Origin of the sequence: Bradyrhizobium sp. I1.14.4, from assembly GCF_050435825.1 — a bacterium.
GTDB lineage: Bacteria > Pseudomonadota > Alphaproteobacteria > Rhizobiales > Xanthobacteraceae > Bradyrhizobium.
In genome coordinates this window covers 19,733-46,081 of record NZ_JBNDLA010000034.1, presented here as the reverse complement: position 1 = coordinate 46,081, position 26,349 = coordinate 19,733, and the positions used below count along the sequence as shown (strand labels likewise).

The following is a 26,349-nucleotide window of genomic DNA, read 5'->3' as shown; positions in this document are numbered from 1 at the left end:
TGCCCTCGCTGCCATGCGTCCCGCCAATGTCTCGGTCACCTTCGTCCGCGGCACGACCGCGAACTGGTGCCGCCCCTCCACGAGCGGCGTCGCAAGCGAGAGTCCAATCGCTTCGCACAGACCCTGACGCAGCCGCGAAAGCTGCCCTGCATGCCGCGTGTTGACAACGCCGCCTTTGCACCCCGCCACGATGCGTATACCATCGCTTTCGGCGACGACGTCGCCGCGCCCGGAGCTCGGATTGATCACGATTGTCTTGCCGTCCCCATCGCTATACGTGCCGCCATGGGCCGCCAAGGCCGGAGGTCATCGCAAAGCCGCGCTTGCTAAACGACGCAAGGAACAGCCTGCGTCTTCGCCATGCGCTTTTGCTTCACAAGCAGTTCGAGCGCGCGATAGCGCCTGCCGCCTGCAGGCACTTCGAACGTACCAGTCTCGTTCCCCTCGCCATCAACGACGGCACCAACGTTGGGGCTCTGTAGAAGCGTACGCGCGGCGATGCGTTCGGCGAGTTGCTCGATCGAAATCCCCGCCTTCACATGACGGACGTTGGATGGACTCAGCGCCAGCGTGTTGACGGAATGTCGCGTGAGGGCGACAGGGTGATGCTTTGGACAGCCTTCGTCATATCGATTCTGCGCATGTATTTCTCTGCGCATGTATTTCGCCTTAGCTTTCGAAGAAGTCGAGCACGTCGTCATCGACGCGAATGGAAGTGGCCTTCTTCCTCGGCGGGATCACCGGCACCGCATCGGAGCAATCGCGGTTGCGGCCACAGAGCAGACCGCGGCAGACCTCCTCAACTTCGCCAAGGGCCCGGCGGTTAACGAGTGACGCGCATTCGCTCTGTTCGAAGTCGAACATCGCGCCCGCACAGGCAACCGCACCGGCCGTCCGGTGCCATTCACATGATGACCACAGAACCTGAGATGCAAACTATCGAAGAGCTCAAGCTAAATGATCTCAAAGTACCTCCGACGTTCAAAGTCGGTGACCCGATGTTGAACGGCTTCCCATTCCCAACGGCGGGAGCAAGAAAAGGTTTCAACAAACCTTTCTCCGAAGAGCTCATTGGCTGCTGGAGACTTTGCAAACCGATATGTTGCCTCTGATAGGCTTTGAGGCAGTCTCCCGGATGGGAGACACATCTCCACGCTTGCATCACCGGCGATCGAAGCCGGCAATGCCGCATCTGTCTCGACGCCCAGTATGCCAGAACCGATGGCACCTGAGAGGGCGAGATATGGGTTCACGTCTGCGCCAGCCAGCCTATACTCGAGGCGATGTACGGACGGCTCTCCCGGAATGGCCCGAACCGCACAGGAGCGGTTGTCGAGTCCCCAGCTTGGACAGATTGGTGCCCAGCAGCCAGGCACCAATCTCTTGTAGCTATTGAAGTTCGGCGCAGCGAGCACGCAGAAATCATTCATGTATTTCAGTTGTCCGCCGATGAATTGCCTCATAAGCTTCGAGACGTTGCGGAACGCTTCACTGTCGTAAAACGCATTCTGACCATCTGAGGACATCGAGATGTGAATATGGCCGGACTGGCCGGGCCATTTCTCGGAAACCTTGGCCATGAACGTAGCCATCATGCCTCGCGTTTGCGCCCAGGCCTTTATCATCGATTTGAATATGATTGCTCGATCCGCAGCTTCCAGCGCATCACAATGACGAAGTGACGCCTCAATCACGCCAGGTCCCGTTTCAAAGTGCAACCCGCTGAGAGGTATTCTGGCCTTCTCACAAAGCGCCAGGATCTCACCGAACAGCTCATGATGCGCGACAGAACGCGCAATCGAGTAGCCGAACGGGCCCCGCGTTAAAGGAGTCCATTCGGGGAACGGCTTGTCTTCAATTGTATCGGCGTTCTCCTTGAACAGCATAAACTCAAACTCGAACCCCACAGTGCAGCCGTATCCGTGGTCAGCAGCCCTTCGTAGGACCTTACGCAGCATCCCACGCGGGCAGAGGCTCTCATGCGCCCCCGTAAACTCGGCGAGGTAGAGACACTGATCGCCGACATAAGACACCGAACGGCCGGTTCCCAACAGAACACGCAGATCGGCGTCTCCGAATGCTGACAGCGGGTTCTGCGTGAAACTCGCCGGAATGACCCGGTCGGAACAATCCCAGGCCAGCACCGCTTCAGAGAACTTGACGGTTCTACCTCCATCCGAGAGATCTTCACCCAAGACGTGTTTGCCTCGAAGGACGCCATCAAAGTCGCTCACGCCGATCATCGCGGCGCGGCCTGGATTCGCTCCAGTCATCCCGGCATCAGTTGGCATTAGTTGCGATCCTGCGTCACTAAATCGAACACCTGGTCCATCCGCATTGCTCGCAACTTGCGATAGTCATCCTCAAGCTGTATCAAGTCGTCATTCACGAGATAGACAATTCCCGGCGTCGACGCTAAGTCGATCGTCGGAACCAGCTTTTGACCAATCGGAACGAATGCAATGGCATCCGCGAAGCTCGGGAGCTTGCGGATTGCTTCGAGTCCCGGGTAACCGGTAACAACACCGCCCATATCGGAGATCAAGGAAACGCACAGTGCCTGAGCCTGCCGCTTGTAGGACCCGCGCAGTCTCATATACTCACCAAAGCCCTTGGGATCTGCGTAGCGCCATGCGGTCAACGTCATATGGTTGTGCCCTAACGCCATCGTTCGCGCTTTTGCCGACATGGTCCCTTGAAGCCTCGCTCCGAAGTCCACCAGAACCGGCCCGCGATGATCGACGATGATCTCAGCATGAGCCGGTCCGTCAACGATCTGAAGCGCCTGCAACGCACGCACCAAGTAGTCGGACAGCTGCTGAACGATTGCTTCTCTGCCCCCCAATAACCTCTCAAGTGAGCAGACCGACGACGCGCCCTCAATAGGAACAGTGTCATAGGTCCAGGCCTCCGTAACGAAAGCGTCCCCGTCGATCGATACGGCATTTACGGTGTATTGCTGGCCGTTTATTTTCTCCTGTCCGAGCGCGAAACGATTCAACGCTCCGACACGGTTGGTCTTCCCGACAATTGCGCTTAGAGCCCGCTGAATATCAGCATCTGTCGAACAAAAGAACACATCCTCGGTACCCGTGCTGTTCAGCGGCTTGATCACGATTTCGTCGAAACCGGCCTGATCTTTCCAGCTTGCTACCTGTTCCGCATCGTCGGACACGACTTGTCTGATCGATCGCACGCCTGCAGAGGTCAGCGCGTCAGACATACGCGCTTTGTTACGCCGAGCAGCCGACAGCGCGGTCCCATTTGAAGGTAAGCCCAGCCGCTCCGACAAAGAATCGGCAAGCTCAACTCCGGTCTCGCAGCCTGCTATAACGAACTCCAGCTCCCTGCCACGGAGAGCCTGAAGATGAAATTCAACGATCTCGTCGTATCCCATGGGCTCGCAGGGGCGAAAGACTTCATCATACAGATCCGCATTGAAATGCGATTGGAATACGGGTGGAATCTGTGCAGCCGACATCACATGCACCGTTCCAATTCCATAACGCTTGAATTCTTCCGGCAGGTATCGGCCGGTAGAGTATGCGTCGACGATTGCACAATTCCGTTCGTTCATGCGGACCTCCGATACTGCAAGTAGACCTTGCCGACAGCAACAGCCGTAATGAGAACATTTCCAACGAACGTATGTGGCGACGGCGCGATGCGAGAATCAAAGTACTGGAACAGGAACGTAATGATAGGAGCGGTGGACAGGACCATGTTGACTGTGAAAGGCTCGACGCGCCGAATGCCCTCCTGGATCAAGAGCAAAGGAGCAATGATCGTGGATATCCCAATCGTTGCGATCGCAAACCAATGCTGTGAGATCTCAGGCACGATCGATGAATGGTCGACCAGTCCCAGCAGCAAAAGAATCGTTCCATAAAAGCGATGTGCCAGCACTTGTCGGCCAGAAAATCCGCTATCAAACAGCAGTTTGACAAGTATATTTGTAAGGGCTAGCGACAGGCCGGCCGCGATGGCCAGGACGATGCCAAAGGACGATCGAGCCCCCCACTGCACGCCCGCGTTGCCGCTGGCCGAGATCCAGATCATGTAGCTCCCGATCGTCGCAATCGTAACGCTCACGACAATATCGGATGCTGGAGGGGTGCCCTGGCGCCTGATCAGTGCGTTTAACCAAACTGTTGCGGTGGGCCCTAGTGCCACCATGAAGGCGACAACAATCGCAGGTTCAGCGTATTTCAGTCCGATAAATAGACCGATCCAGCTTATCGCAGTCACCGCATTGAGCGCGACAAAGACCAGAAGCGACCATTTCACCACCCTTGCCTCGCCTGCCTCGTAGCGAGCCAGGAGATTGAACGTCAGACAAACCGCAGCGAAGGCAAGCAGGAGAGCGACGAACACATCTGCTTGCTGAAAATACGACGCCGCATAAACCTCGCCTCCCGCGCTCACGACGACATAAAGCGCCACAAAGAGAACGCCTATGGCGAATCGATTTGTCAATCGCCCGCTCTTCCTGTGCCCGCGGTGCGGCGCACGGCTGCCGGAGAACCAGACGCGTGCATCGGCTTCGAGGGGCTCTCCTTTCGACCTGGACGGACCGCGTTTCGTTTGAAATGTCACAATCCGCCTCTAGTATTTCTTTGTCCGGCAGTACCCAACACACGCCTCTCCAAATGCCGTGAACAGTTGCTTGCTGAGGCGATCGGTTGAGACGTGCCATTCGGGATGCCATTGCACACCGATTTGCAGCGTCGGCGCGCCAATGATCGAAGCCGCCTCGACCAGACCGTCAGGCGCCCACGCCTCCCGCCTGAGCGCGGTGGCAAGCACCTCTATGCCTTGATTGTGCAGGGAGTTGACTTGCGCTTCGATGGCGCGGGCAACCGGGAAGAGCGCACCATCGGAGGATATCCTCACGCTGTGCGCGGCGTCGTACTGGCGGTCTCTTGGACGATCTGGTTTCTCGGCGTGCATCTGGCCACTTTCAGGCCTCCACTCCGCAAGCGATGGGCGGAGTGTGCCGCCGAAATAGATGTTGAGTTCTTGGAGCCCACGGCAGATGCCCAGGATAGGCATTCCAAGCGCGATGGCGTTCTTAATCGTTACAGCAGAGAGTCTGTCCCGCGGACGGTCAAGGATCCCAACCTCAACGTCCTGCCGGGCAGCCTCTGTTAAGCACGCAGGCGCTCTCAGGACCGCAGGGTCGATATTCGATTCATCTCCTGTCAACACCAGGCCGTCGAGCCCGCGCATGATCGCCGGGCCAGCCTCACCGCTTGCATCTTCCGCGTCGATCGTCGGCAATATGACGCACGCCACTCCCGCATGACGAAGGAGCGCCTGCACATACTTGCGTCGCAACCAGTCGCGATGCACGCCGTCGACCAAAAGACGGTTCGAAGTGACGCCGACCACGGCTCGGGCTCTGTCTGGCTGTAGCAATGTCACGCCACTTGCCCCCTCGTGCGAGCGTCGGCAACGGACTGCTCATACAAGCGTCGATTTCGCTCCTTCAACTGAGTTATAACGCTAGGTTGACCTTGAGGTCCTTTGACGAAGAGCCCTCCCCAGGTTGCGGCAACCTTCGCGTAGTTCGGATCCTGCATTCGGATTTTCTGAGCTTTGCGCAACAGCCAAAACGGGATACCCGGCGAAAGGTGATGTTCAAGATGGTACTCATCCAGATTCTGCCCAAGGATGGCCCGCTCGAGGAAACTTCCTTTCCGATTCCTGGTTAGATAGACGTTCTGCGTCTCGGTTTCGCACATAGGTGCGTGCTCGGCGAGCTCGATAAACCAGCCGAGGATCTGAAACGTGGTGAGATAGGGCACGATCCAAAACAGGATCACGATGTGGAGTAGCCCAACAGCATATGACCCGGCCAGCAGGCTAATCCAGAAGAGATAGAAGCCATACTTGTCGACAAGTATGCCTGACCGGCTTTGATCCTCGGCATCTGTTATCGAAAACCGATTGGTCCAGAGATACTTCAGATACGCCACGGTCGCGCCGCCAAATATCGGCTTCCAGATGATGTTGAAAGCGTACCGCTCCGGAGCCTGCACGTTGTAAACGCCGCTGGCCAGGAAGAACTTCAGGTCAGGATCCTTGTCCGGGTCGCCGAGATAGGGATGATGCAAGTAGACGTGTGAGATCCGGTAGGCCCAGTGGCGCTGGAACAGGGGATAGGCAGCGAACAGAATGCCGAGGACATAATTCCAGCTCGTATTCTTCGCAAGCGTGCGGTGAGCCGCATCATGAGCGATGGTTGTCAAGCCGCGCTGATAGGCACCGATGAGAAGAACGGCCAGCGGGTAGAGCCACCATGAGACGGACACGGTCGCGAGCATGCACGCTGCGATGACAGCGTGATCTTTGGCGATATAAGCGGCTCCCGTTATGTTGTCGGGCCTTAGCTCGGAGAGCTGCCTATTGATCTCGCGGCTGAATTGAGCGGCCTCATAGCGTGATGACCTCAGTTTCCAAGCGTCTGCATGATTCATGAGAACCTCTTCCTGATCGCCTTGCAGGTCGTCAGATTGCGGAAAGGGCCTTGTCCAGATCGCGTACGATGTCGTTGACATCTTCGATGCCGACGCAAAGTCGGATCGAGCCGCCAAATATGCCGGCGGCTTCGCGCTTTTCCCGCGGGACGGTGGTATGGGTCGTAGAAACAGGATGGGTCACGAGCGTACGGGCATCCCCTACATTCGAAACGTGGTACATCAAGTCGACGTTCTGGATGAACTTGCGCCCGGCCTGTTCGTCCTCCACTTCGAACATGACCATCGCCCCGTGTCCGTATGCGGGATTGAGTGTCTGGTCGACGGTTTCCCGATCAGCTCCTTCAAAGAGCCCCGGGTAGAAGACACGGCGCACTTTTGGATGCTCCTTAAGAACATCGGCCACGATCCTGGCATTCGCGCAGTGCTGCTTCATGCGAAGGGGCAGCGTTTCAAGCCCCTGGATCAGTTGAAAGCTCGCAAACGGGGCGATGGCCGCGCCAGTATCGCGCAACCAGGTCATGCGAGCCTTTAGGAGAAACTCGCTTTTTCCAAGATCGTCGACGTCGCGCAGCGCATTGCGCCAGACAATCCCGCCATGCGCGTCGTCAGGACTGTTGAACAAGGGAAAGCGAGAGCCTCCCCGGTAGCTAAACTTAGCGTTGTCGACGATCAGTCCGCCGAGCGTCGTGCCATGGCCGCATATATACTTCGTTGCGGAGTACGTCGTAATCGCGGCGCCGAGATCTGACGGCCGGCATACCAGTGGCGTCGTCGTATTGTCCACGACCAAGGGCACGCCGTACTTTCGGCCGATCTCCGCCAGCTGCTTGACGGGGAGCGGAATCAGACAAGGATTTGAAATCACCTCTCCGAACAGACATATCGTGCGATCATCAATGGCACGTTCGAACGCCTCGGGCCTTCGAGGATCTGCCGTCCTGACCCTGATCCCAAGACGCTTTAATGTATTGTGGAGCAGGTTCCAGGTATTGCCATATAGATACGGAGAGGCGACGACATTGTCTCCCACTTCGCCACTTGACAAGTTGACGATAGCAAGGAATGTCGCCGCTTGACCTGATGCGACGGCGAGCGAGTCGCTTCCCATATCGACGGCAGCGTACCGCCTTTCCAGCGCGCGGGTCGTCGGATTGATGATCCTCGTGTAGGTGAACCCATCAGCCTTGACGTTGTAGACGTCAGCAATGTGGTTTAGATCACCATCGAGTTCATAAGCCGTATTCTGGTAGATCGGCACTGCGACGGCTTTCGTCACCGGGTCGCGTCGGTAGCCCGCATGCAGGACAGCAGTCTCGACGGAAAATGGCAGCTGTGAGGTGCGTGCAGGCGACATCTCTACGCGAGACCCGCAAGTCTCCCGAGCTGACACCGATCCCGCCGACGGAGCCTGACCGGACCGGAAATATGTACGAAAAGTGCACCCCAACTGCTCGATCCAACTGGATTGGATTTCGCCGATGCAGCCGACCCGAAAACTCCGCGTCGCAAGGTGCAGTTTCGAGTAGATGTAAAGGTTGTGGGCCGCCAGGTGGCGATATAGCCCATCAAATCCTGCCTGGTCCGCGATTCCGGACGGCGCACTGAACGCCACGCAGACCGGCGACTGCAAGTCCGCGGACAGCAGCGGGGACACTACTCCTTCAAGTTCTTTGACGAGATCGTCTCTGACCTTCTCATATCTGCGGCGCCTGGCATGAATGCCCTCCTCGTACAGAATCTCCAACGCCTTTGTCGTTGCCTGAACAATGTGGGTGGGAGGGGTCGATCGCCACTCACCTGTGCGCTCGAGCGAGAGCCATTGATCTCTCACGTCGAGCACAAATGACCTTGGGTCTTGAACCGCTTTCTCCAGCAGCTCGCGAGACGCGATGACAAACGCTACTCCCGGCGGCCCTTCTATGCACTTGTTGCTCGACGTGACCAGGACGTCAGGTCCACCTTGGCTCAAGTCAATGTTAATGGCGCCAAAGGAACTCATCCCGTCGATGATGGTCTTCACACCACGTCGCCTCGCCTCTTGAACGACCGCGTCCAGCGGATTGACGATTCCGGTCGTCGTCTCGCAATGCACAAGACATAGGTGCGTAACGCCGGGATTCCGGCTCAGATGCTCGGCAACTTCCTGAGCGTCCAAAGGCTCCGTCGCTCGCTTGACAAGCTTCAGTGCTTCGACGCCCCACAGCCGCAAGATTTTGAAAATGCGCTCGCCATAGATGCCATTTACGCAAACGAGCGGCTTATGGGCTCTAGACACGAATGTAGACAGAGCGGCTTCCATCGCAAAAGAGCCGCCTCCCTGAATAGGAACCACCGAATAGTCGTCAGCATTTCCCAGCAGATTGAGCAACAGCCGCCTCATGTGGGCGGTCACGCCCTTGAACTCGCAATCGCGCGATGCAAGATCAAGCTGCATCTGGCTCCTGACCGCCGGCGACAACGACAATGGACCAGGCGTCAGCAGAGAGCGCTGTCTTGTCACACCATTCCCCTCAAGTTGTATTGGTCAATGGATCTGGAGCACGATCGCCCGACCGGGGGAGAGCCCCTATGGCGAGCTTCAGCTTGTTCCGTTCAAGAGCTTTGGGTCAAACGCCAACGATCGCGGTCGCGCTTCCGTTCGGCGTCTGAAAGCCTGCCGGACGACAAGCTCCACATCTCGTCGCAGATGCAGAGCGATCTTTCACAAAGCTCCTCACCGATGTCATTCAGATCCCCCAGGAATTAGCTTTGCGACCGCGCCTTCGAACGCAATTTGCACGACGCACTCTTGTCCGGCCATCACGCACGCACAGGTTTGAGCGCGGTCGCGTTCGTCGTGAACCGGCAGGTCGGCCGATCGGCCTACGTGCGACCTGCGCCATTCGGGCAAAAGGTTGAAGTTAGGATAACGATGCACGTCGGATCAGCGCGCACGGATACAGATCCGGGCATGGCGCACTTGATGATTGTCGTTGGTAACGGGACTCTTTCCGCGTGAACCTGAGACTTGAGGACATTCGCACACTGTCGCTCGTTGGAGGTTTTGGGACGTTGATGACCGTCGCTGTCCATTTCGAGATCGTACAACTTGACGTTAGGTGCGTTTCAACCCCCTCCGTGATTCCTTCGCGTGAATTTTTCCTGACACGCACCTCCATCTGGCGGCGACAAGCCGACGTGGGCGGCAGAGTGCGGAGATTCACGGCGAGCTAGCTAAGAATTTGAGAGTTCGACATCAGGATCGTCGCTTGCAAGCTCGATGCCTGCAGGTAGGTGAGATTGGCCTGATCTTCTCGCTTCACGCGGTGGAACAGGTTGACGGTTGACCAGAGCAGATCTTCAAGGTCCGGTGCGAGGCGGGTGTCGCTAAAACTCGGGACCAGGGCGTCGAAAACGTCGAAGATGGCGCGAGCGATCGCCCAGCCGTCGGGAAGCGGCCGGGTTGAGTTCTTCGCGCGAGGGACGGAAGCCATAGAGCTGCAGCTCATTGAGAGGGTGAGTGGTCGGGGATGAACTGTGCGGCGGTTCGAAGTCGATGTCGTCATGGTCGCTTGCCATGGGTGAGCTCCCTTGCCTGTTCGGCCGCTCCCATCGCGGCCTTGATGGCGATCATCCGACGGCAGGCGGAACGGACCAGAACCCGAAGCGCCGCGCAGGGCCGAAGCGTCAGCGCGAGATGGCAAAGTTCGCGGCTATTTTGTCTCGCGATGCAAAGGCGCGGGGCGCGCGCAGGCGGTGTCTGCCGACGAGCGGTGGGCCAAAGGGAAGCAAATTCCCCAAACGGCATGGCCGCGAAAGGAGTCGCGACCGACTTCTTGTTCCAGATCGGTCAAGCTACCAGGAAGCAAGTGTCAGCTCGCCGGATGCGGCAGGCTCGGAAAAACCAGGCCCCCCTCATCGTGCGCGAGAGATCGAAGCCCTACCGAGACGCCGCGGCTCGGTTTTACGAGCGCTCGGTGCGGCGCTAGCCGCACGCACAGGAAAAAGCGCTAAGCGAAAAACTCAAGCTACTGGAAGTCGGACTTCCTCTCGGACCTTTGTCATAGCGTCGTAGATTCTGATTTGGAGCATGGGACGGCGCTTCTTGAGCTCCTCCGCTCCGGCCCATGCTCCATCTCTGGTCGCGAATTCGGTTTTGAATTGTCCGTCGACTTCGAGCACATAACCAGAAGCGGGCAATCGACGAATGGGGGCGACCATTTTGTTCCTTTAGAGCGACAAGTCCGATCGATGGCCCTGCCTAAGCCGCGTCGGCTTGGCCGGGCCAGCAGGATGGTGAGGGGATATTGTGCAAAATCGATGGTGCGACGTTTAGCCGTCGAGAATTGAGCGCGCCATCAAGACATCCACTACGGCTTCCGCTGATTGCTCAGGCTTCTGGTCCACGGTCCTGAGATGAATCTCCGGCGTTATCGGCGCTTCGTAGCACGCATCGATCCCGGTGAAGTTCTTTATTTTGCTGGACTTCAGCTTTGAATAGAGGCCTTTTGGATCGCGCCGCGCGCATTCCTCGATCGGCGCATCGACGAAGACTTCTATGAACTCCTCCTTACCAAGCAGACTGCGCACCCTGTCTCGTTCGGCCCTATAGGGCGAGATGAACGAGCAGATCACGATCAAGCCGCTGTCCGCCATCAACTTGGCAACTTCACCGACACGCCGAATGTTTTCCACCCGGTCAGCTTCCGAGAAGCCGAGGTCGGCGTTTAATCCGTGCCGGAGATTGTCTCCGTCCAGCAGCACGGCATGCCGCGACATTGCAAACAGCTTTTGATCAACGAGGTTGGCAATTGTCGACTTTCCCGCGCCAGACAGGCCCGTGAACCAGATGACGCAAGGTCTCTGATTCTTGAGCGCGGCGCGCTGCCCCCTGCCCACGGATAGCGCTTGCCTGGCAATATTGGTGGCCCGCCGTAGCGGAAAGGCAATCATGCCGGCACCGACCGTACGATTGGTGTAACGATCGATGACGATAAATGATCCGGTCTTGCGATTGACATCGTAAGGATCGAATACCGCGGGCAGCGCGGTCGCAACATCGCAGAAGGCGATCTCGTTGAGGGAAAGCGTCCCGGCCGCCAGATGCTCACAAGTGTTGACGTCGATCCGATGTCTGATTGCGGCAATGCTGCCGGAAACCGTCTGCGATCCAATCCGCAGGACGTAATTGCGTCCGGGAGCGAGCGGCTCCTTGTCCATCCAGATGAGATAGGCGGCGAACTGGTCGGCGACCTTCGGTCGTTCGCCCGGTCGCGACAGAAGGTCGCCACGGCTGATATCGACCTCGTCTTCCAGTGTAATGGTGATGGCATCGCCGGCTTCAGCGCCCGCAAGGTCGCCATCCTGGGTCACGATTCGCTTGACGCGCGTGGTTCGTCCAGATGCGGCGACAAGGATCTCGTCTCCTGCTGAGATCCTCCCGGACGCCACCGACCCGGCATAGCCGCGAAAATCCGGGTTGGGCCGGTTCACCCATTGGACCGGAAAGCGGAAAGCCTGGCTTGCGGTGCCGGACTGGATATCGATGCTCTCCAAATGCTCGAGCAGGCAGGGACCATAGTACCAGTTGGTATGTGCGGAACGGTCGACGACGTTGTCGCCATAGCGGGCCGAGATCGGAATCGGAACGAGCGAGGTGAAGCCGAGACCGGCAGCAAAGGCCAGATAGTCGCCGACGATCCGATCGAAACACTCCTTATTGTATGCGACAAGGTCGATCTTGTTCACCGCCAGGACGATATGACGAATACCGAGCAGCGAACAGATGAAGGAGTGGCGGCGGGTCTGAACCAACACGCCTTTGCGGGCATCGATCAGGATGATGGCGAGCTGGGCATTCGAGGCGCCGGTTGCCATGTTGCGGGTGTACTGCTCGTGACCGGGAGTATCGGCCACCATGAAGGAGCGCCGCGACGTCGTGAAGAAGCGGTAGGCGACGTCGATCGTGATGCCCTGCTCGCGTTCGGCCTCGAGCCCGTCCACGAGCAGCGCGAGATCGATGTCATTCCCGGCGCTGCCGTGCTTGATGCTGTCGCGTTCCAGCGCCGTGAGCTGATCGTGGTAAATCATCTTGCTGTCGTGCAGCAACCGGCCGATCAGCGTCGATTTTCCGTCGTCCACCGAGCCACATGTGATGAATCGCAGCTGGTCCTTTGTGCCAGGCTCGACAGGTCCGGATGTCGCTTTGGAAGCCATCAAAAGTAGCCTTCCCGCTTCTTCTTCTCCATCGAAGCGGTTTCATCGGTATCAATAAGGCGTCCTTGGCGCTCCGACACCTTCGCAGTCTGCATTTCTGCGACGATGTCTTCGATCGTCGTCGCATCGGATTCAATAGCCCCGCTCAAAGGATAACATCCCAGCGTGCGAAAGCGGATCATCCGCATTTCCGCCGTCTCATTGCAGTTGAGCGGCAATCGCCTATCGTCGATCATGATCGTCGCGCCATTTCGACACACTATCGGTCTTTGCCTTGCGAAGTAGAGCGGGACGACCGGGATCTTCTCGAGCATGATGTATTCCCACACGTCGAGCTCGGTCCAGTTTGACATCGCAAACACGCGCATGGTTTCGCCCTGGCGGATCCGTGTGTTGAACAGGTTCCAGAGCTCCGGCCGCTGGTTACGGGGATCCCAGACGTGTCCGGCCGAACGGAAGGAGAGTATCCGTTCTTTTGCGCGGCTCTTTTCCTCGTCACGCCGGGCTCCGCCAAAGGCGGCATCAAATCCGTGGAGGTCGAGCGCCTGCTTCAGGGCGTCGGTCTTCATCACCTGGGTATGAAGCGCGGAGCCGGAGTCGATCGGATTGATCCCGCGCGCGATGCCCTCCTTATTTACATGGACGATCAGGTCGAGGCCGAGCCGCTTGGCTGTCGCGTCCCGGAAGCTGATCATCTCGCGGAACTTCCAGGTCGTGTCGACGTGAAGCAGGGGAAAAGGCAATTTTGCCGGATAGAACGCCTTGATCGCAATGTGCAGCATCACGCTCGAGTCTTTTCCGATCGAGTAAAGCATGACCGGCCTTTTGAACTCGGCGACCACGTCACGCATGATTTCGATCGATTCAGCTTCGAGACGGCGCAGATGTTTCGGCAGCATATATATGTTCTTTCGATGCAGGATCGCTGTTCTTCGCCGTTCTACGGCTCCAGCCCAGAGGAGAAATATCCGCGGCGGAAACGGCTAGCCAAGGCGCATGGCTCGTCTATCAGGTCAAGTGCCCGTTGGAGAGCAGACATACATCGTCGGCAGCCTATCGCATTCAACCGCTGGTGCAGGCCGACGCCCGCGTTGCACGTTATCGGCGTGCAGATCGGGCTCGTTGCGGGCCAAGGATCTCGGCTAAATCAGCCAGCGTGTTTTGATCGCAAGCATCCAGATCACCCTAAGCGATATTGAGGATCTGCTCAAGCTGCGCGACCTCGCCTCGCAAGAATTCGCCAGCCGCTATGGAGATGTCGGACGCGGAGCGATCGCGCCGGCGTGGATGTTCAACATGGCGGCACCTGGTCCGCCATGATTCAAGCATCGAGTCGACCTCGGCTGGATTCGTTCCGATTCGCACAATTGGCTCGGTCGCGCCTCCCCGTTACGTGGCCAATCGGGGCTTTCGGTAACGATCCGTTGCTATTCTTTGAATATTCGACGACGCGTCGAGCGCCCGTCGAGGCAATGCCCAGGCCGGGAAACCTTCGAAACAGGGCTATGGATAAGGCCATGTCTTCACTCTCTGCCGCGCAAAGTGACTCTTCGCCGTCGGTATCGCCTTTCAAGACACCTCGTCAAAGATGCCGACGCGCTGGAGCCTGCTCCGCGACAATGAAAGGCCATCCGGCACGTGCCAAGAAAAAGCTCTTTCAGCGCAGTTGGAGAGCCGATTTGCAAAATGATTTCAATGGCCATAAAGGGCGGCCCGCGAGCCGCCCTACTATGCCAGTTACCAGCGCGGCTCAGCAAGCTACCGCTGATGTCCGAGTCCGATTCCGAGATTTAAGGCCTTCTGGCGTAGCGCACCGACGCTGCGTTTGGTCATTTTTGCTATTTTTATGACCGGAGTCCGAGCCTTCGAATGGACTTTGAGCTCTTTGATCTCTGCCTTGGTCCACTCGCGCCGCTTAACGCGTTTCTTGGTTGCTTTTTTCACAATGAATGCTCCTTTTGAGAGGAGCGGCTTGTAACATGGTTTTTTTGGAGCGACGACCGTAAAAGGGAGGCAATCATAGGAACTCGCGCCATGCTGCAAGCTCGTCATGTGTTCAGAAGACAAGATCTCGGTACTGGTGGCTGCGCGATTCTAAATTTCATGCGGGTGCCGCGTTGAGAGGCATCACCATGAATTGGCGAATGAAGCCCTCAATCGATACCCGTTTCTTCGAAGCCAGACTCGCAGATTGAAACATATCGCTAGAAAGAGATGAGCAAGTAAATTGCATTGAGCCTGAACAGCTCCAAATCGGGCAGGTTCCTGATTTGTATTAGGTCTTGATGGATCATCATCGAGACGCTACGAGACGTCCTGGCGGTCTTTTTACTATGCTCGCCCTTCGCTGAGCGCGCTGCGTCGTCTAGATTCCGAGAGCCTCCCTTGGTGCTGGACGAGGACACCAAATCGGATCTCGTCATTGTGTCCGTCGTCCGGTCTCGGCTCAACGTGTCCGAGAGGCAACGTGTGTTTGTATGAACAGCTTCAGTTCTTTTGACGAAGGATGGAAAACGGAACAACGTTGTGGTTTCAGCGTCGCGATGATCCGTTAGAGCGCGCACGAGAGAGGGAGAGGCTTCGGCCGACGTCAAGATCAACGGCCAACGCTTCAGCCTTGATGGCCCGCTCTTCGTCCAATTCGCTTTTTATGTGATGTATATATATTCGCCAGAGAGACAAAGCTGACGCTTGATAGCCCTGGATCGCCGCTGTCAGGCACGCATCGAGCCTGATCGATGCGCGCCGATGTTCGGGGGACACGCAGCGCGCAACGCACGCCGAATTGCGTTGCGACAGATGCAGCCGCCTCATGGGCCACGTCAGTCCCGTGATACGATGCTTAGCCTCTCGGATCCGAAGCGGCCGTACCACCGAGCATTCTCCTCACTGCTCGGCCGGCTCAACCTTGCCGGATTATGCGACGTGCCAGCCGGATTGATTACGCGATCGATCGAAATTGCCATAATCGATGCGAGGCTGCAGCGGCCCGGCTTTCGTTAAGTCTGCGAAGGCGATTTCTCGAGGCGCGACTATGCAGCTATCTTGGTGTCGTAGATACTGCCGCCATCCGTGGTCCGACCTGCCGAGCATCGGTTTGCCTCCATCAACAGGCTGCTCGCTGGCCGACTTTACGATCGCGCGTCTCGCGGTTGCGCCGGGAAACCACTGGAACGCCCGAGTTAGCACTCACCTGCACCGCTGACCGCCGCTTGCGCATCGCGCTGGTCCATTTGCACTATTTGGACCGGCACGAGGGCTCATTGGCCTCGTCATCGGCGACGGCGCGCCAGGCCGCGCCATCGAGATCGTCATACTGGCCACTGTTCAGCGACCACACAAAGCCGAGCAGACCGATAGAGCCGAGCGCAAGGGCGAGTGGAACCAGATACACCAGGACTTCCATCAGACTGCCCCGCTCCTGCGCGCCCGCAGCGCATTGAGCATGACCAGCACCGACGAACCTGACATCGCCGCGGCGGCAATCAGCGGCGTCACCAGGCCGGCGATCGCAACCGGCACCGCCAGGACGTTGTAGACGACAGCGAGCCACAGATTCTGCCGCATCAGCCGCAGAGCCTTGCGCGAGTTCCTAACCGCCGTCATCACGGGTCGGAGATGCTCACCGAGGAAGACCGCATCAGCGACCGCCTGGCTCATATGGGTGGCGGTGACAGGCGACATCGAAGCATGGGCCGCTGCGAGCGCGGGCGCGTCGTTCAAGCCATCGCCGACCATCAACACCTTGTACCCCTGGCTCATCAGGCTCTCGACCCGCGCGACCTTATCCGTCGGCGAGACGTTGGCGCGCCACTTATGAATGCCGAGCGTTTCGGCCGTCCGCCGAACTGCTGGCTCGCGATCGCCCGACACAATCTCCACCGTGACGCCAAGGCGAGCGAGGCCCGCGACGACTTCGGCCGCGTCTGGCCGCATCCGTTGCCGGACGGCGAAGACGTGCTTACTGTCACCGTGGCTGAAGGCGACGACAGAGGCCTCGGGATCGCAGCACAGGGTCTCGTCAGCGAGGCTGTCAGCGCCGCAGAAGGAGGGGTTGCCAAGCCGGATCTCCGCCCCCTCATAGTAACCTTGGACGCCCCGCCCCGGCTCCTCTTCGATATCGGCCAGCGGCTCGCTTGCGCCGGCAGCTCGCGCCACGGCGGCGGCGACCGGATGGCGGCTCGACAATGCAAGCCGGCCTGCCAATTTGACGGCGTCGTCGGGAATGCTGGCGAGATTGGCGACATCGAGCTCCGGCAGTGTCAGTGTGCCGGTTTTGTCGAAGATCACCCGGTCCACGCCGGCAATACGCTCGATCGCGTCCCCGGCATTGAGCAGCACGCCGGAACGGAACAGTGCGCCGGAGGCTACCGTCTGCACCGCGGGTATAGCCAGGCCGAATGCGCAAGGGCAGGTGATAATCAAGACCGCGATCGCCGTGACGATCGAATCATGGAAGGTGGCACCACAGGCAAGCCAACCTAGCATCGTCAAGAAGGCAGTTGCGTGAACGATCGGTACATAGAGCCGCGACGCGCGCTCGGCGAGGCGCAGATAGTGCGAGCGCGCTTGCAGAGCGTGATCGAGTAGGCGGGAAATCTCGGCGAGCAGCGTATCTTCCGAGGCCGCCGCCGCGCGGACGCGCAGGGTACCGGAGCGCACCAATGTGCCGGCGAACACCGCGCAGCCAGGCGTCGCGATCACCGGCAAGGTCTCGCCGGTGATGAGGCTTTGATCGACCTCGGAGCGTCCCTCGATCACGCTGCCGTCGACGGTACAGCATTCGCCGGGTCGCACCAGCACGACGTCCCCCGGCTTGATCGCTGCCGCCGGAACGGTTCTGATCTCCGTCGGGCTTATGAACATCGCGGCAGTCTCCGCCTTAAGTGCGGCAAGGTTGCCGGCGAAGGCACGGGTGCGCCGCCTCATGTTCTGATCGAGATAGCGGCCTGCGAGCAGGAAGGCGATCAACATGACCGCCGCATCGAAATATGCATGCTCGGCATGAGCGATGGTCTCGATCACCGAGGTCGCCAATGCGAGCAAGATGCCGATGCTGATCGGCACGTCCATATTGGCGCGGCGCGCCCGTAACGCGGTAAAAGCGGAAGAGAAGAACGGTTGCGCAGAATAAGCCGCGGCCGGCAGCACGATCAGCGCGGAGAGCCAATGAAAGAAGTCGCGCTGCTCCGGCAGCATATCCGAGACATTGCCAGACCATACCGGGATCGAGAGCATCATAACGTTCATCGCGGCAAAGGCAGCGACGCCCAGCCGCCGCAGCAAGTCCTGCGCCCGCTCCGCCTCCAGCGTCTCCGCATTGTCCCGCTGAAACGGATATGCCCGATAGCCTAGTTCGGCGAGGCGCTTGATGAATAGCGCTGGATCGAGCGCGCCTGCTTTCCATTCGAGCGCCAGCCGGTTATCGGTGAGGTTCACGCGTGCCGAAGTCACGTCCGGAATGCTCGACAGATCGCGCTCGATCTTGCCCATGCAGCCCGCGCAATCGATGCCCTCGACCGCGAGGTCGAGTTGGACGAGGCCCGTGCCTGTCCTCTTCAAATAGTGCGAAAAGTCGATGTCCGCCTGCATGCCAATGTGCTCTCAGTCCAGGACGATGCGGTTTTTCGACAGAAACATGCGGCGGCCGTCAGCCTCGCCCTCGATCAAGAGATCCCACTGCCCGACAGCGACCCCCTCGGCGCTGCCGTGGTAGGTTCCAGCATTTCCCTCCGCCACGTCAATCGCGCGATCGGCCCGGCGGTCGACCGGTCGCTCGAGCCGGGCCACGAAATTCATTCCGGCGAGAGGCGCGCCTGCGCGGTCGCGCGCCTCGATCGCAAGCACAGCCGCGCCGCCGGACTGCCGCTGGATATGTACTTGCACCTGCCAGTTTCGCTCGTTCTGCTGCCGTGCCGAGAGGATCTCACGCTGATAGGCGAGGCTCGCGCTATAAGCGCTGTCAACCTCTGTTCCCGGCAGCGTCGTGATGGCAAAGCGCGTCATGACCAGATTGGCGCCAATCACGACGGAAAAGAAGGCGAGCATGGCGATCAGGACAAAGCGTCCAGTGATGGGCCGCGCGGCCGGAATTGATGCGGTCATGGTAAGCTCCCGTTTAGTGGCCTTTAGGGCAGGACAAAATGATCCGTTGCGGAGGCGGCCTCGCCAAGGCCAATGTCGGTGACCCGAAACCTCACCGGCATTGACCGTTCCGACTTGTCGTCGGCCGGTGCAGTCACCAATATGCGCAATTCTGTAGTGGTATCGCGAGCCAAGACAATCGTCGGTCGTTCCACCGTCACCGAATCTACGCCGACGACGTGGACGGACGTTCGGGGCGGCCCATCGATGTCGATCGCGATGACACGGTCGAAGGCACGCTTGTTGAGCAAGCGCACCGTGTAGCCGTTGCGAATCGAACCATCGCGGAGCCTGACCGCCACAGGATTGCGATCGTGCAGCACGCTGAGATCGAGTAGCGTTCTCGACAACAGCCCATAGAGCATGATCGCGCAGACGAGCGAGATCAAAGACGCATAGACGATCGTGCGCGGGCGTACGGGCTTGAAGACCTCCGACTTGCCTTCCATGCGGCGCCGGATATTGATGTCGTTGTCGTAACCGATCAGGCGGGTTTTGCGCCCGATCTTCTTCATGACGGCATCGCAGGCATCGATGCACAGCCCGCACTGGATGCAGCCGAGCTGGGCGCCATTGCGGATATCAATTCCGGTCGGGCAGACTGCCGCGCATTGATTGCAATCGATGCAGTCTCCGATCTTTTCGCCGCGCGCGCGCAGATCGAACGATTTCTTCAATGAGCAGCGCTGCTCGCCACGATCGTATTTGTAGGTGACATTGAGCGCCCACTCGTCGGTGAGCGCAGCCTGGATGCGCGGCCAGGGGCACATATAAACGCAAACTTGCTCGCGCATGTAGCCGGCCAATAGGTACGTCGAAGCAGTCAGGATTCCGATCCAGATATAGGCGACCGCGGGCGCCTGGAAGGTTGCCAGATCGCGCACCAATGTATGCGCGTCGGCGAAGTAGAGCACCCAGGCACCACCGGTCCACCAAGCGATCATCAGCCAGATCGCGTGCTTCAGCACGCGCCTTGCCGCGATCCTCACTGTCATTGGCCGTGCGGCGGCCTTCAGCCGCGCGCGACGGTCGCCCTCGACCCATCGCTCTACCGCATAGAACAGGTCGGTCCAGGCCGTTTGCGGACAAAGATAGCCGCACCAAATCCGTCCGCCCAGCGCGTTCATCAAGAACAGTGCCAGGGCGGCAAGCACGAGCAACCCGGTGAAGTAATAAAGCTCCTGCGGCCACAGCTCGATGAAGAAAAAGTAGAATCGCCGGTTCGGGAAGTCGAGCAACACCGCCTGGTCGGGAGCGCCTAAGCCACGACGCCAGCGCACGAACGGCAGCAGATAGTAGATGCCCAGACACACCGCCATCAGCCGCCATTTGATCGCGCGGAAAGTGCCGCAGACGCTCTGCGGATAGACCTTCTTATGAGCTGTATAAAGACGCTCGTCCTCGCCGACCGGCAGGTCATCGCGCGAAACGGTCTTGTTCACGACGAGCTTCATGGCCGACCTTACATCTGGCGCAGGTGACTGACGTAGAGCTAGGTCAATGGGCCCCTGGGCTTCTCGGCTCATCTCGCCTATTGTCCGCCACCAAGCGAATGCACGTAGACGGCAAGTGCCTTGATTGTGATGGGATCGAGCCGCCCGCTCCAGGCCGGCATGATGCCGGCGCGACCATAGCTGATGGTCTCGACCAGCGTCTCCTCGTCCGAGCCGTACAACCAAATGTGGTCCGTCAGATTCGGCGCGCCGAGTGCTTGATTGCCTTTGGCGTTCTCGCCATGGCAGACCGCGCAATTCTCGGCAAAGATCCTTGTGCCGGCTGCAGCATCGAAATTCGCCGCTGTTGACAGGCCTGACAGCGATCGCACGTAATTCGCTACCGTGACGATCTCATCTCTCTTGAGGATGCCATCGCGGCCGAAGGCCGGCATTTGTCCCTCATGCGCCTGGGCATGCCCGGAACGTGCGCCGAACTGGATGGTCTGCAGGATCTGGTCAAGCGATCCGCCCCACAACCAGTCATCGTCGTTGAGATTGGGATAGCCTTTGGCACCAGCGCCGCCGCTCCCATGGCATGGCGCGCAATTGTCCGCGAATACCGTCTTGCCGCGGGCGCGGGCCAGTGCCAGCAGAGCCGGATCCCCCTCGATCTCTGCAAGAGACGCGTTGCCGAGCACCGCCATCTTCTCGCCCCGCAGTTTCTCGAGGCCGGCAAGGTCGTTGACGACGCTGGCGCGCGTCGAATAATGAAACACGCCGGTCGTGTAGCCAGAGAGGAGCGGCCAGGCTGGATAAACTGCCCAATAGCCCATCGCCCAAAGGATCGTGGCGTAAAACGTCAGAATCCACCAGCGGGGCAGCGGCGTATTGAGCTCCTTTATGCCATCCCATTCGTGTCCCGTGGTGGAGCGGCCGGAGATGCGATCGAAGTCGTCTTGGTCCGTCATGATCTGTCAATCCCGACGCAGCGGCATGCGCGCCGCAGAATCAAAACGCCTCTTGTTGCGGGGCCAGAGTGCATAAACGACGATGGTTATGAAGATGGTGACGAACAGCGGCGTCCAGAGGGTCACGATGAAGCTTGACGCGAGGCTCTCGATGGAAATGACGGCTTTCATCACATGATCCTCCTTCAGCGCAGATTGGCTTTTTCGTCGTAGAGCTTGAAATCGATCAGCGTGCCGAGCATCTGCAGGTAGGCGACGAGCGCATCGAGTTCGGTCGGATTGCCAACCCTCCCGTCGAAGTTGCGGACAGCCGCCTTGGGATAGCGCTTCTGGAACGAGGCGAGGTCCGCGCTGTCAGGATCGAGCTGGGTTTTCAAGTCGGCGATGGCGTTTTTAATCTGCTCCTCAGTATAGGGGACACCGACCGCCCGGCTGGTGCGCAGATGTGCGACCATGTCGGTCAGGTCGAGCTCGGTGTGCGCCAGCGACGGATATCCGGGCATCACCGACTGCGGCACGATGGCGCGCGGATTGATCAGATGCGTGACGTGCCATTCATCGGAATATTTCGCGCCGACGCGTGCGAGGTCCGGGCCGGTACGCTTCGAACCCCATTGAAACGGGTGATCATACATGCTCTCAGCGGCGAGCGAGTAATGTCCGTAGCGCTCGACCTCGTCACGCAATGGCCGGATCATCTGCGAGTGACACAGATAGCACCCCTCACGTACATAGATGTTGCGGCCCGCAAGCTCGAGCGGCGTATACGGCCGCACGCCGTCTACCGCCTCGATCGTACTCTTGAGGTAGAACAACGGCGTGATCTCGACCAGCCCCCCGACCGCTATCACGGCAAGGATCCCTGCGATCAGGATAATCGAGTTCTTCTCAAAGATCTTGTGTCGGTTCCAGAGAGACATGCGATGACCTATTCCGCGACTTGGAGCGCTCCAGTGTCCTGGATTTGATCGGTTTCCTTTGCATTTACCGTCATCCAAAGATTGGCGGCCATGATCAGCGCACCAATCAGGAACATTGCGCCCCCCGCGGCACGGATGATGTAGAAGGGATGCATAGCCTCGACCGACTCGATGAACGAGTATTCGAGGAAACCAAGCGAGGTGTAAGCGCGCCACATCAGGCCCTGCAGGATGCCGGACACCCACATCGCGGAGATGTAGAGCACGATCCCGATCGAGGCGATCCAGAAGTGCCAGTTGACGAGCTTGAGGCTATACAGCTGGCGATTCCAAAGCCAGGGAATCAGACAATAGAGCGCGCCGAATGATACGAAGCCGACCCAGCCCAGCGCGCCAGAATGCACGTGGCCGACGGTCCAATCCGTGTAATGACTGAGCGAATTGACGACCTTGATTGCCATGGTGGGGCCCTCAAACGTCGCCATGCCATAAAAGGCAACCGAGACCACGAGCATGCGGAGCACCGGGTCTGTCCGCAGCTTGTCCCACGCACCCGAGAGCGTCATCAGGCCGTTGATCATGCCGCCCCATGAGGGCATCCACAGCATGATCGAGAACGTCATGCCCAGGGTCTGCGTCCAATCCGGCAGCGCCGTATAATGTAGATGGTGTGGGCCCGCCCAGATGTAGAGGAAGATCAGCGCCCAGAAATGGATGATCGAGAGGCGGTAGGAATAGACCGGGCGCCCGGCTCTCTTCGGAATGAAGTAGTACATGATCGCCAGGAAGCCGGCGGTCAGGAAGAAACCGACTGCGTTGTGGCCGTACCACCACTGAAACATGGCGTCCTGCACGCCGCCCCAGGCGATGTAGGACTTCGAGCCGAACACGGAGACCGGTAATGCGGGATTGTTGCCAAGGTGGAGCACCGCAATGGTCACTATAAAAGCGAGATAGAACCAATTGGCGACGAAAATATGCGGCTCCTTCCTTTTCACCAGTGTCGCCAGGAACACAATGAGGTAAGTGACCCAGACGATAGTGAGCCAGAGATCGGCGTACCACTCCGGCTCGGCGTATTCCTTCGACTGGGTGGCGCCGAACAGATAGCCGGTGCCTGCGATCAGGATGAAAAAATTATAGCCAACCACCACGAACCACGGCGCAAGATCGCCAGCGAGGCGCCTGCGGCAGGTCTTCTGCACGACAAAGAAGGAGGTCGCGATAAGCACGTTTCCGCCAAACGCAAAGATGACGGCCGATGTATGCAGTGGGCGGAGGCGGCCGAAGCTCGTCCAAGGCAGATCGAAATTGAGTGCGGGCCAGGCAAGTTGTGACGCGATGAAAACACCGACAGAAAAGCCTGCGATGCCCCAGAACATCGCCATCACCGAGGCGAATTTGATCGGAGCGAGATTGTAATTCGGCCGGCCTTTGATCTCCGCCGGCGGCAATTGCGCCGGGCGTTCATAGTAGCGATTGAGGATGACGGCTGCGGCCGCCAGACTGGCGGCGGAAGCGAGCAATGCGTGGAAGCTAAACGCAGAATCGTGCCCCATCGCCCCTGCGAAGAAGAAGACGTAGGCAGAAACAGCGAATACCGACATCAGGCCTGCTTCACCCATCGTCATGGATTTCGAGGCGGGGGATGGGCTTGTCATGTCTTGGCCTTGTTGAAAGCGGCTTGCTCGGGAATCACATTTTCCGGCGACGGAAACATTGAGCGCGATCAATCGCGAAAACGCTGCGGGACGCTGTCGATCTCACGAGCGAGCGCGCGCAGGGTTTGTTCGTTGGGGCAGCCTTTGAGGGGATCTACAGACTTATGCCGCTCGAGGTCGGCGGCGCAGCGGGTCTTGGCCTGACACAGGCCGCATACCCGCTGCAGATCGCGCAATACGTCTCCATGGCAGGTGGCAAGCGTATTCTCCGAAAAGCCGGCAAGTGTGAGACGCTTGCTTAAGAGTTCAGGAGAACCCGGACTTTGCGCCATTCTTCGAAAGTCGGACGTGGACAGGTTAAGCTCACGTGCGATCGCGTCGATGTCCTGCGGGCTCAAATAGGCCAGTTCGGCTGTCCGGGACATGCTCGCTCGTAACCGGCTGAGCAGGTTCCTGACCCCCCACGGGCCACCGATATACGCAGATTGGCTAACCATGTGTTATACCCCTCGAAGCAGCCATAGCTGCCGGACGCAGACTTGTTTTTGACATGCATCAAATAAGACCCGTCTGTGGGAGCAAATCGTTCGATCCGGATCGCCCTGCCCGGACGAGGCTCGGCGGTGCGCTGCAACGAGCCCGCAGAACCGCAGGCCGCCAAATGTCGGGCGAGGTCCGCTCTGATGTCGCGGACAACAGGGGGCCTGCTCAGTTGGCGGCAATGTCGCGAGCTGTTCTCTCGAACCGAAGCACGGAAGATGTGTTCCAGGATCGCACCTGGATTTGCAGACTGTCCCCGCGATCAAGATTCGCGGACTACCCTAGCTGAACTCAGGCTAACCACCCTATGCCGGCGGCAATGCAGGCGGGGTTCGAAGCTCCATCGCATCGGCGAAGATGGTCCAATCGCGGACACCTTTTTGCTTGCAGAAATCGGTCTCTGCCTGCTGTGCAGCAGAACTCAGCGAGGCGGCATCCACCCTGAACGCTGCCTGACAGGCACGATGCTCGTAACCGGTATCGTCACAAACGGTCTTGATGAACCGAACGCTAAATGAAGGCATGAGACCCCTCTTCCTCTGCGTCTGCGTCTGCTTATCCCCCATTCTGCCATTCGCGCCAGGAGAGTATTTGATCTGTCTCAAGCGCCATCCCGAAGAGATTGTCTGCTCCGTTCGTCGAGATAAAGTCGAGACTGGGCAGCGTGATGCGAGCGCTCTTTTTGTCCTGCAGAATTTGCAATCGCTATCCGTCCAGGTTTGGCGGATCACACTCTGTTTGAAGTGGCTCAGGAACAGCAGCTTTTCGTCTGCTCATGCGCTGGACCGAACGAGTTGAGGCGCGGACTCAACGGCAAAGCCGATGATCAGGCCAGTCGCAGCCAAAGTTTCGACAAGCCCAAGGTTTAACACTTCAGCGCCAAAGCATATGGCCGCGATCAGCCCCGGCAAGACCAACGACAATGTGAGGCGAGCAATCAATTTACCACCTCCTTCGCGGCTCTCGCAGCATTGATGACACGTTGTCATGGCCCAATGCGCGTGCGGTGCGTCCCAATATTCGCACAACTGCGTGTCGTGCATTTTGATTTCCATCAACCCGGCTACGCGCTGGCGTGCAGCGACCGACACGCGGCCCTGGCGAATTACCCGGGTTGGTACAGGTTACCTGCAACCCGCTCGCAGCGGTCGCTCGCCCCGGGCCGTTCTGGGCGCGCATCAGTTTTTTTGACTTGCATCAATACTGCGGCCACGGCTTGCGGATAGAAACGACCTTCCAGTCAAGGTCAGACGCATGGCAGACAGAGAGAGGCGGCGCTCCATCATCTTTTCGTGTCCCAATACCCGCGATTGGGTTAAAAGACTGCTGCGGGACACCCCCGAGCTGCACCCGATAACCTGCGCCGCTTGTGATGCCGGCCACTTCATCGGCCAGCGGATCGGCGCGAAGCTCGGGCCGAGCGCAGCCAGTCCATCCGAATGACATCAAGCGAATACCGAGGTCGCCCCGGTTCTCGCCTGGAGACGCCGCCAGGCTCGCGCAGTTGACGCCATCAACCCCCAACGCTCCACGCTGACGCCGTGGGACAGGGAGACTTCCGACTAACGAAGGATGTTCGACATGACAGACCACGGCGACACTTGTCCCGCCGCGGGCGCGATTGCGGGAGCGGTAGTCCAGTCCGGCTTCTGTACAACAGCAGCAGATACCAACCGGCGCCGGCTTGAGCTGGTCCGGATCGACTCGAGCGCATCCCGGGAGTTGTTTCGCAGCGCCAGTCCTGATAGTTCGATTGGCGAGCGGATCATGTCCCAGCACGACAGCTTCGGCGGCGCCACGACCCAAAGCACCCGGACCGCAACTGGCGCGATCGAGATCATGCGCCGCTTGGGCAATATTGGGCTGAGCCTGTTCGCGCAGCGGCGAAGCGATCTGGTCGGTAGTGTTCGGAAGGTTGCCTGAATTTGTCAGCCCGCGGCGATGAACACCCTCCAGGATCTATTGGCAACCTGACCTGGGAGCGGATCGAAACGGCGCCCTTT

General features: G+C 58.9%; 23 protein-coding genes and 2 pseudogenes. 2 read left to right on the top strand and 23 right to left on the bottom strand.

Annotation, left to right across the window (positions count from 1 at the left end; genetic code table 11):
- Positions 1-329: 329 nt before the first annotated feature.
- From ABIB78_RS35340 to cysD, 11 genes and pseudogenes are all read right to left on the bottom strand, one after another.
- Positions 330-628, bottom strand: a pseudogene (locus ABIB78_RS35340) (ParB/Srx family N-terminal domain-containing protein); the annotation flags it as partial.
- Between the two features lie 41 nt (positions 629-669).
- A complete protein-coding gene (locus ABIB78_RS35335; protein ID WP_429033376.1) occupies positions 670-864 on the bottom strand; it encodes a hypothetical protein in 195 nt (64 codons plus the stop codon).
- Between the two features lie 89 nt (positions 865-953).
- Positions 954-2,291: a glutamine synthetase family protein gene (locus ABIB78_RS35330; RefSeq protein ID WP_429033373.1), complete on the bottom strand. Its 1,338-nt coding sequence runs from the start codon at positions 2,289-2,291 to the stop codon at positions 954-956.
- Positions 2,291-3,577, bottom strand: coding sequence for an ATP-grasp domain-containing protein (locus ABIB78_RS35325; protein ID WP_429033370.1), 1,287 nt, complete (start codon positions 3,575-3,577; stop codon positions 2,291-2,293). The genes ABIB78_RS35330 and ABIB78_RS35325 overlap by 1 nt, the downstream gene beginning before the upstream one ends.
- Positions 3,574-4,476, bottom strand: a complete 903-nt coding sequence (locus ABIB78_RS35320) for an EamA family transporter (RefSeq protein WP_429033367.1) — start codon at positions 4,474-4,476, stop codon at positions 3,574-3,576. The genes ABIB78_RS35325 and ABIB78_RS35320 overlap by 4 nt, the downstream gene beginning before the upstream one ends.
- Positions 4,477-4,605: 129 nt before the next feature.
- Complete coding sequence (locus tag ABIB78_RS35315) at positions 4,606-5,391, bottom strand: gamma-glutamyl-gamma-aminobutyrate hydrolase family protein (RefSeq protein WP_429033364.1); 786 nt, start codon at positions 5,389-5,391, stop codon at positions 4,606-4,608.
- 29 nt (positions 5,392-5,420) lie between these two features.
- A complete protein-coding gene (gene rtxC, locus ABIB78_RS35310) occupies positions 5,421-6,479 on the bottom strand; it encodes a dhydrorhizobitoxine desaturase (RefSeq protein ID WP_429033362.1) in 1,059 nt (352 codons plus the stop codon).
- Positions 6,480-6,510: 31 nt separating this feature from the next.
- Complete coding sequence (locus ABIB78_RS35305) at positions 6,511-8,982, bottom strand: 2-aminoethylphosphonate--pyruvate transaminase (RefSeq protein WP_429033361.1); 2,472 nt, start codon at positions 8,980-8,982, stop codon at positions 6,511-6,513.
- An 802-nt stretch (positions 8,983-9,784) separates the two neighbouring features.
- Positions 9,785-10,040: pseudogene (locus ABIB78_RS35300) on the bottom strand (hypothetical protein); the annotation flags it as partial.
- 753 nt (positions 10,041-10,793) lie between these two features.
- Positions 10,794-12,677, bottom strand: coding sequence for a sulfate adenylyltransferase subunit CysN (gene cysN, locus ABIB78_RS35295; protein WP_429033358.1), 1,884 nt, complete (start codon positions 12,675-12,677; stop codon positions 10,794-10,796).
- Positions 12,677-13,576 carry a sulfate adenylyltransferase subunit CysD gene (gene cysD / locus ABIB78_RS35290; protein WP_429033355.1) on the bottom strand — a complete coding sequence of 300 codons (900 nt, stop codon included), beginning with the start codon at positions 13,574-13,576 and terminating at the stop codon, positions 12,677-12,679. Before cysD ends, cysN begins: the two co-directional genes overlap by 1 nt.
- A gap of 262 nt (positions 13,577-13,838) precedes the next feature.
- Here cysD and ABIB78_RS35285 point away from each other — a divergent pair, with 262 nt between their 5' ends.
- Positions 13,839-13,997: a hypothetical protein gene (locus ABIB78_RS35285; protein ID WP_429033353.1), complete on the top strand. Its 159-nt coding sequence runs from the start codon at positions 13,839-13,841 to the stop codon at positions 13,995-13,997.
- 438 nt (positions 13,998-14,435) lie between these two features.
- Here the strand turns inward: ABIB78_RS35285 and ABIB78_RS35280 are convergent, their stop codons facing one another.
- From ABIB78_RS35280 to ABIB78_RS35225, 12 genes are all read right to left on the bottom strand, one after another.
- On the bottom strand, positions 14,436-14,621 hold the full coding sequence (locus ABIB78_RS35280) for a hypothetical protein (protein WP_429033351.1): 186 nt from the start codon (positions 14,619-14,621) through the stop codon (positions 14,436-14,438).
- Between the two features lie 1,294 nt (positions 14,622-15,915).
- Complete coding sequence (gene ccoS / locus ABIB78_RS35275) at positions 15,916-16,083, bottom strand: cbb3-type cytochrome oxidase assembly protein CcoS (protein WP_429033348.1); 168 nt, start codon at positions 16,081-16,083, stop codon at positions 15,916-15,918.
- Entirely contained in the window at positions 16,083-18,269 is a 2,187-nt protein-coding gene (locus ABIB78_RS35270; RefSeq protein WP_429033346.1) for a heavy metal translocating P-type ATPase, read from the bottom strand. Before ABIB78_RS35270 ends, ccoS begins: the two co-directional genes overlap by 1 nt.
- Positions 18,270-18,281: 12 nt before the next feature.
- Entirely contained in the window at positions 18,282-18,782 is a 501-nt protein-coding gene (locus ABIB78_RS35265; RefSeq protein ID WP_429033344.1) for a FixH family protein, read from the bottom strand.
- A gap of 23 nt (positions 18,783-18,805) precedes the next feature.
- Positions 18,806-20,275, bottom strand: coding sequence for a cytochrome c oxidase accessory protein CcoG (gene ccoG, locus ABIB78_RS35260; RefSeq protein WP_429033341.1), 1,470 nt, complete (start codon positions 20,273-20,275; stop codon positions 18,806-18,808).
- Positions 20,276-20,352: 77 nt separating this feature from the next.
- A complete protein-coding gene (gene ccoP / locus ABIB78_RS35255; RefSeq protein WP_429033339.1) occupies positions 20,353-21,225 on the bottom strand; it encodes a cytochrome-c oxidase, cbb3-type subunit III in 873 nt (290 codons plus the stop codon).
- Between the two features lie 6 nt (positions 21,226-21,231).
- Positions 21,232-21,396: a cbb3-type cytochrome c oxidase subunit 3 gene (locus tag ABIB78_RS35250; RefSeq protein ID WP_429033336.1), complete on the bottom strand. Its 165-nt coding sequence runs from the start codon at positions 21,394-21,396 to the stop codon at positions 21,232-21,234.
- A 14-nt stretch (positions 21,397-21,410) separates the two neighbouring features.
- The gene (gene ccoO / locus ABIB78_RS35245) at positions 21,411-22,145 is read right to left on the bottom strand and encodes a cytochrome-c oxidase, cbb3-type subunit II (RefSeq protein ID WP_429033334.1); all 735 of its coding nucleotides are present in this window, start codon (positions 22,143-22,145) and stop codon (positions 21,411-21,413) included.
- An 8-nt stretch (positions 22,146-22,153) separates the two neighbouring features.
- Positions 22,154-23,806 carry a cytochrome-c oxidase, cbb3-type subunit I gene (gene ccoN, locus ABIB78_RS35240; RefSeq protein ID WP_429033423.1) on the bottom strand — a complete coding sequence of 551 codons (1,653 nt, stop codon included), beginning with the start codon at positions 23,804-23,806 and terminating at the stop codon, positions 22,154-22,156.
- 68 nt (positions 23,807-23,874) lie between these two features.
- Positions 23,875-24,231 (bottom strand): hypothetical protein, encoded by a 357-nt coding sequence (locus ABIB78_RS35235; protein WP_429033331.1) that lies wholly within the window; start codon positions 24,229-24,231, stop codon positions 23,875-23,877.
- Between the two features lie 420 nt (positions 24,232-24,651).
- Positions 24,652-24,870: a hypothetical protein gene (locus ABIB78_RS35230; RefSeq protein ID WP_429033328.1), complete on the bottom strand. Its 219-nt coding sequence runs from the start codon at positions 24,868-24,870 to the stop codon at positions 24,652-24,654.
- A gap of 249 nt (positions 24,871-25,119) precedes the next feature.
- Positions 25,120-25,389 (bottom strand): hypothetical protein, encoded by a 270-nt coding sequence (locus ABIB78_RS35225; protein WP_429033325.1) that lies wholly within the window; start codon positions 25,387-25,389, stop codon positions 25,120-25,122.
- A 538-nt stretch (positions 25,390-25,927) separates the two neighbouring features.
- Between ABIB78_RS35225 and ABIB78_RS35220 the strand changes: the two genes are divergently transcribed.
- The gene (locus ABIB78_RS35220; RefSeq protein ID WP_429033324.1) at positions 25,928-26,269 is read left to right on the top strand and encodes a hypothetical protein; all 342 of its coding nucleotides are present in this window, start codon (positions 25,928-25,930) and stop codon (positions 26,267-26,269) included.
- Positions 26,270-26,349 lie beyond the last annotated feature (80 nt).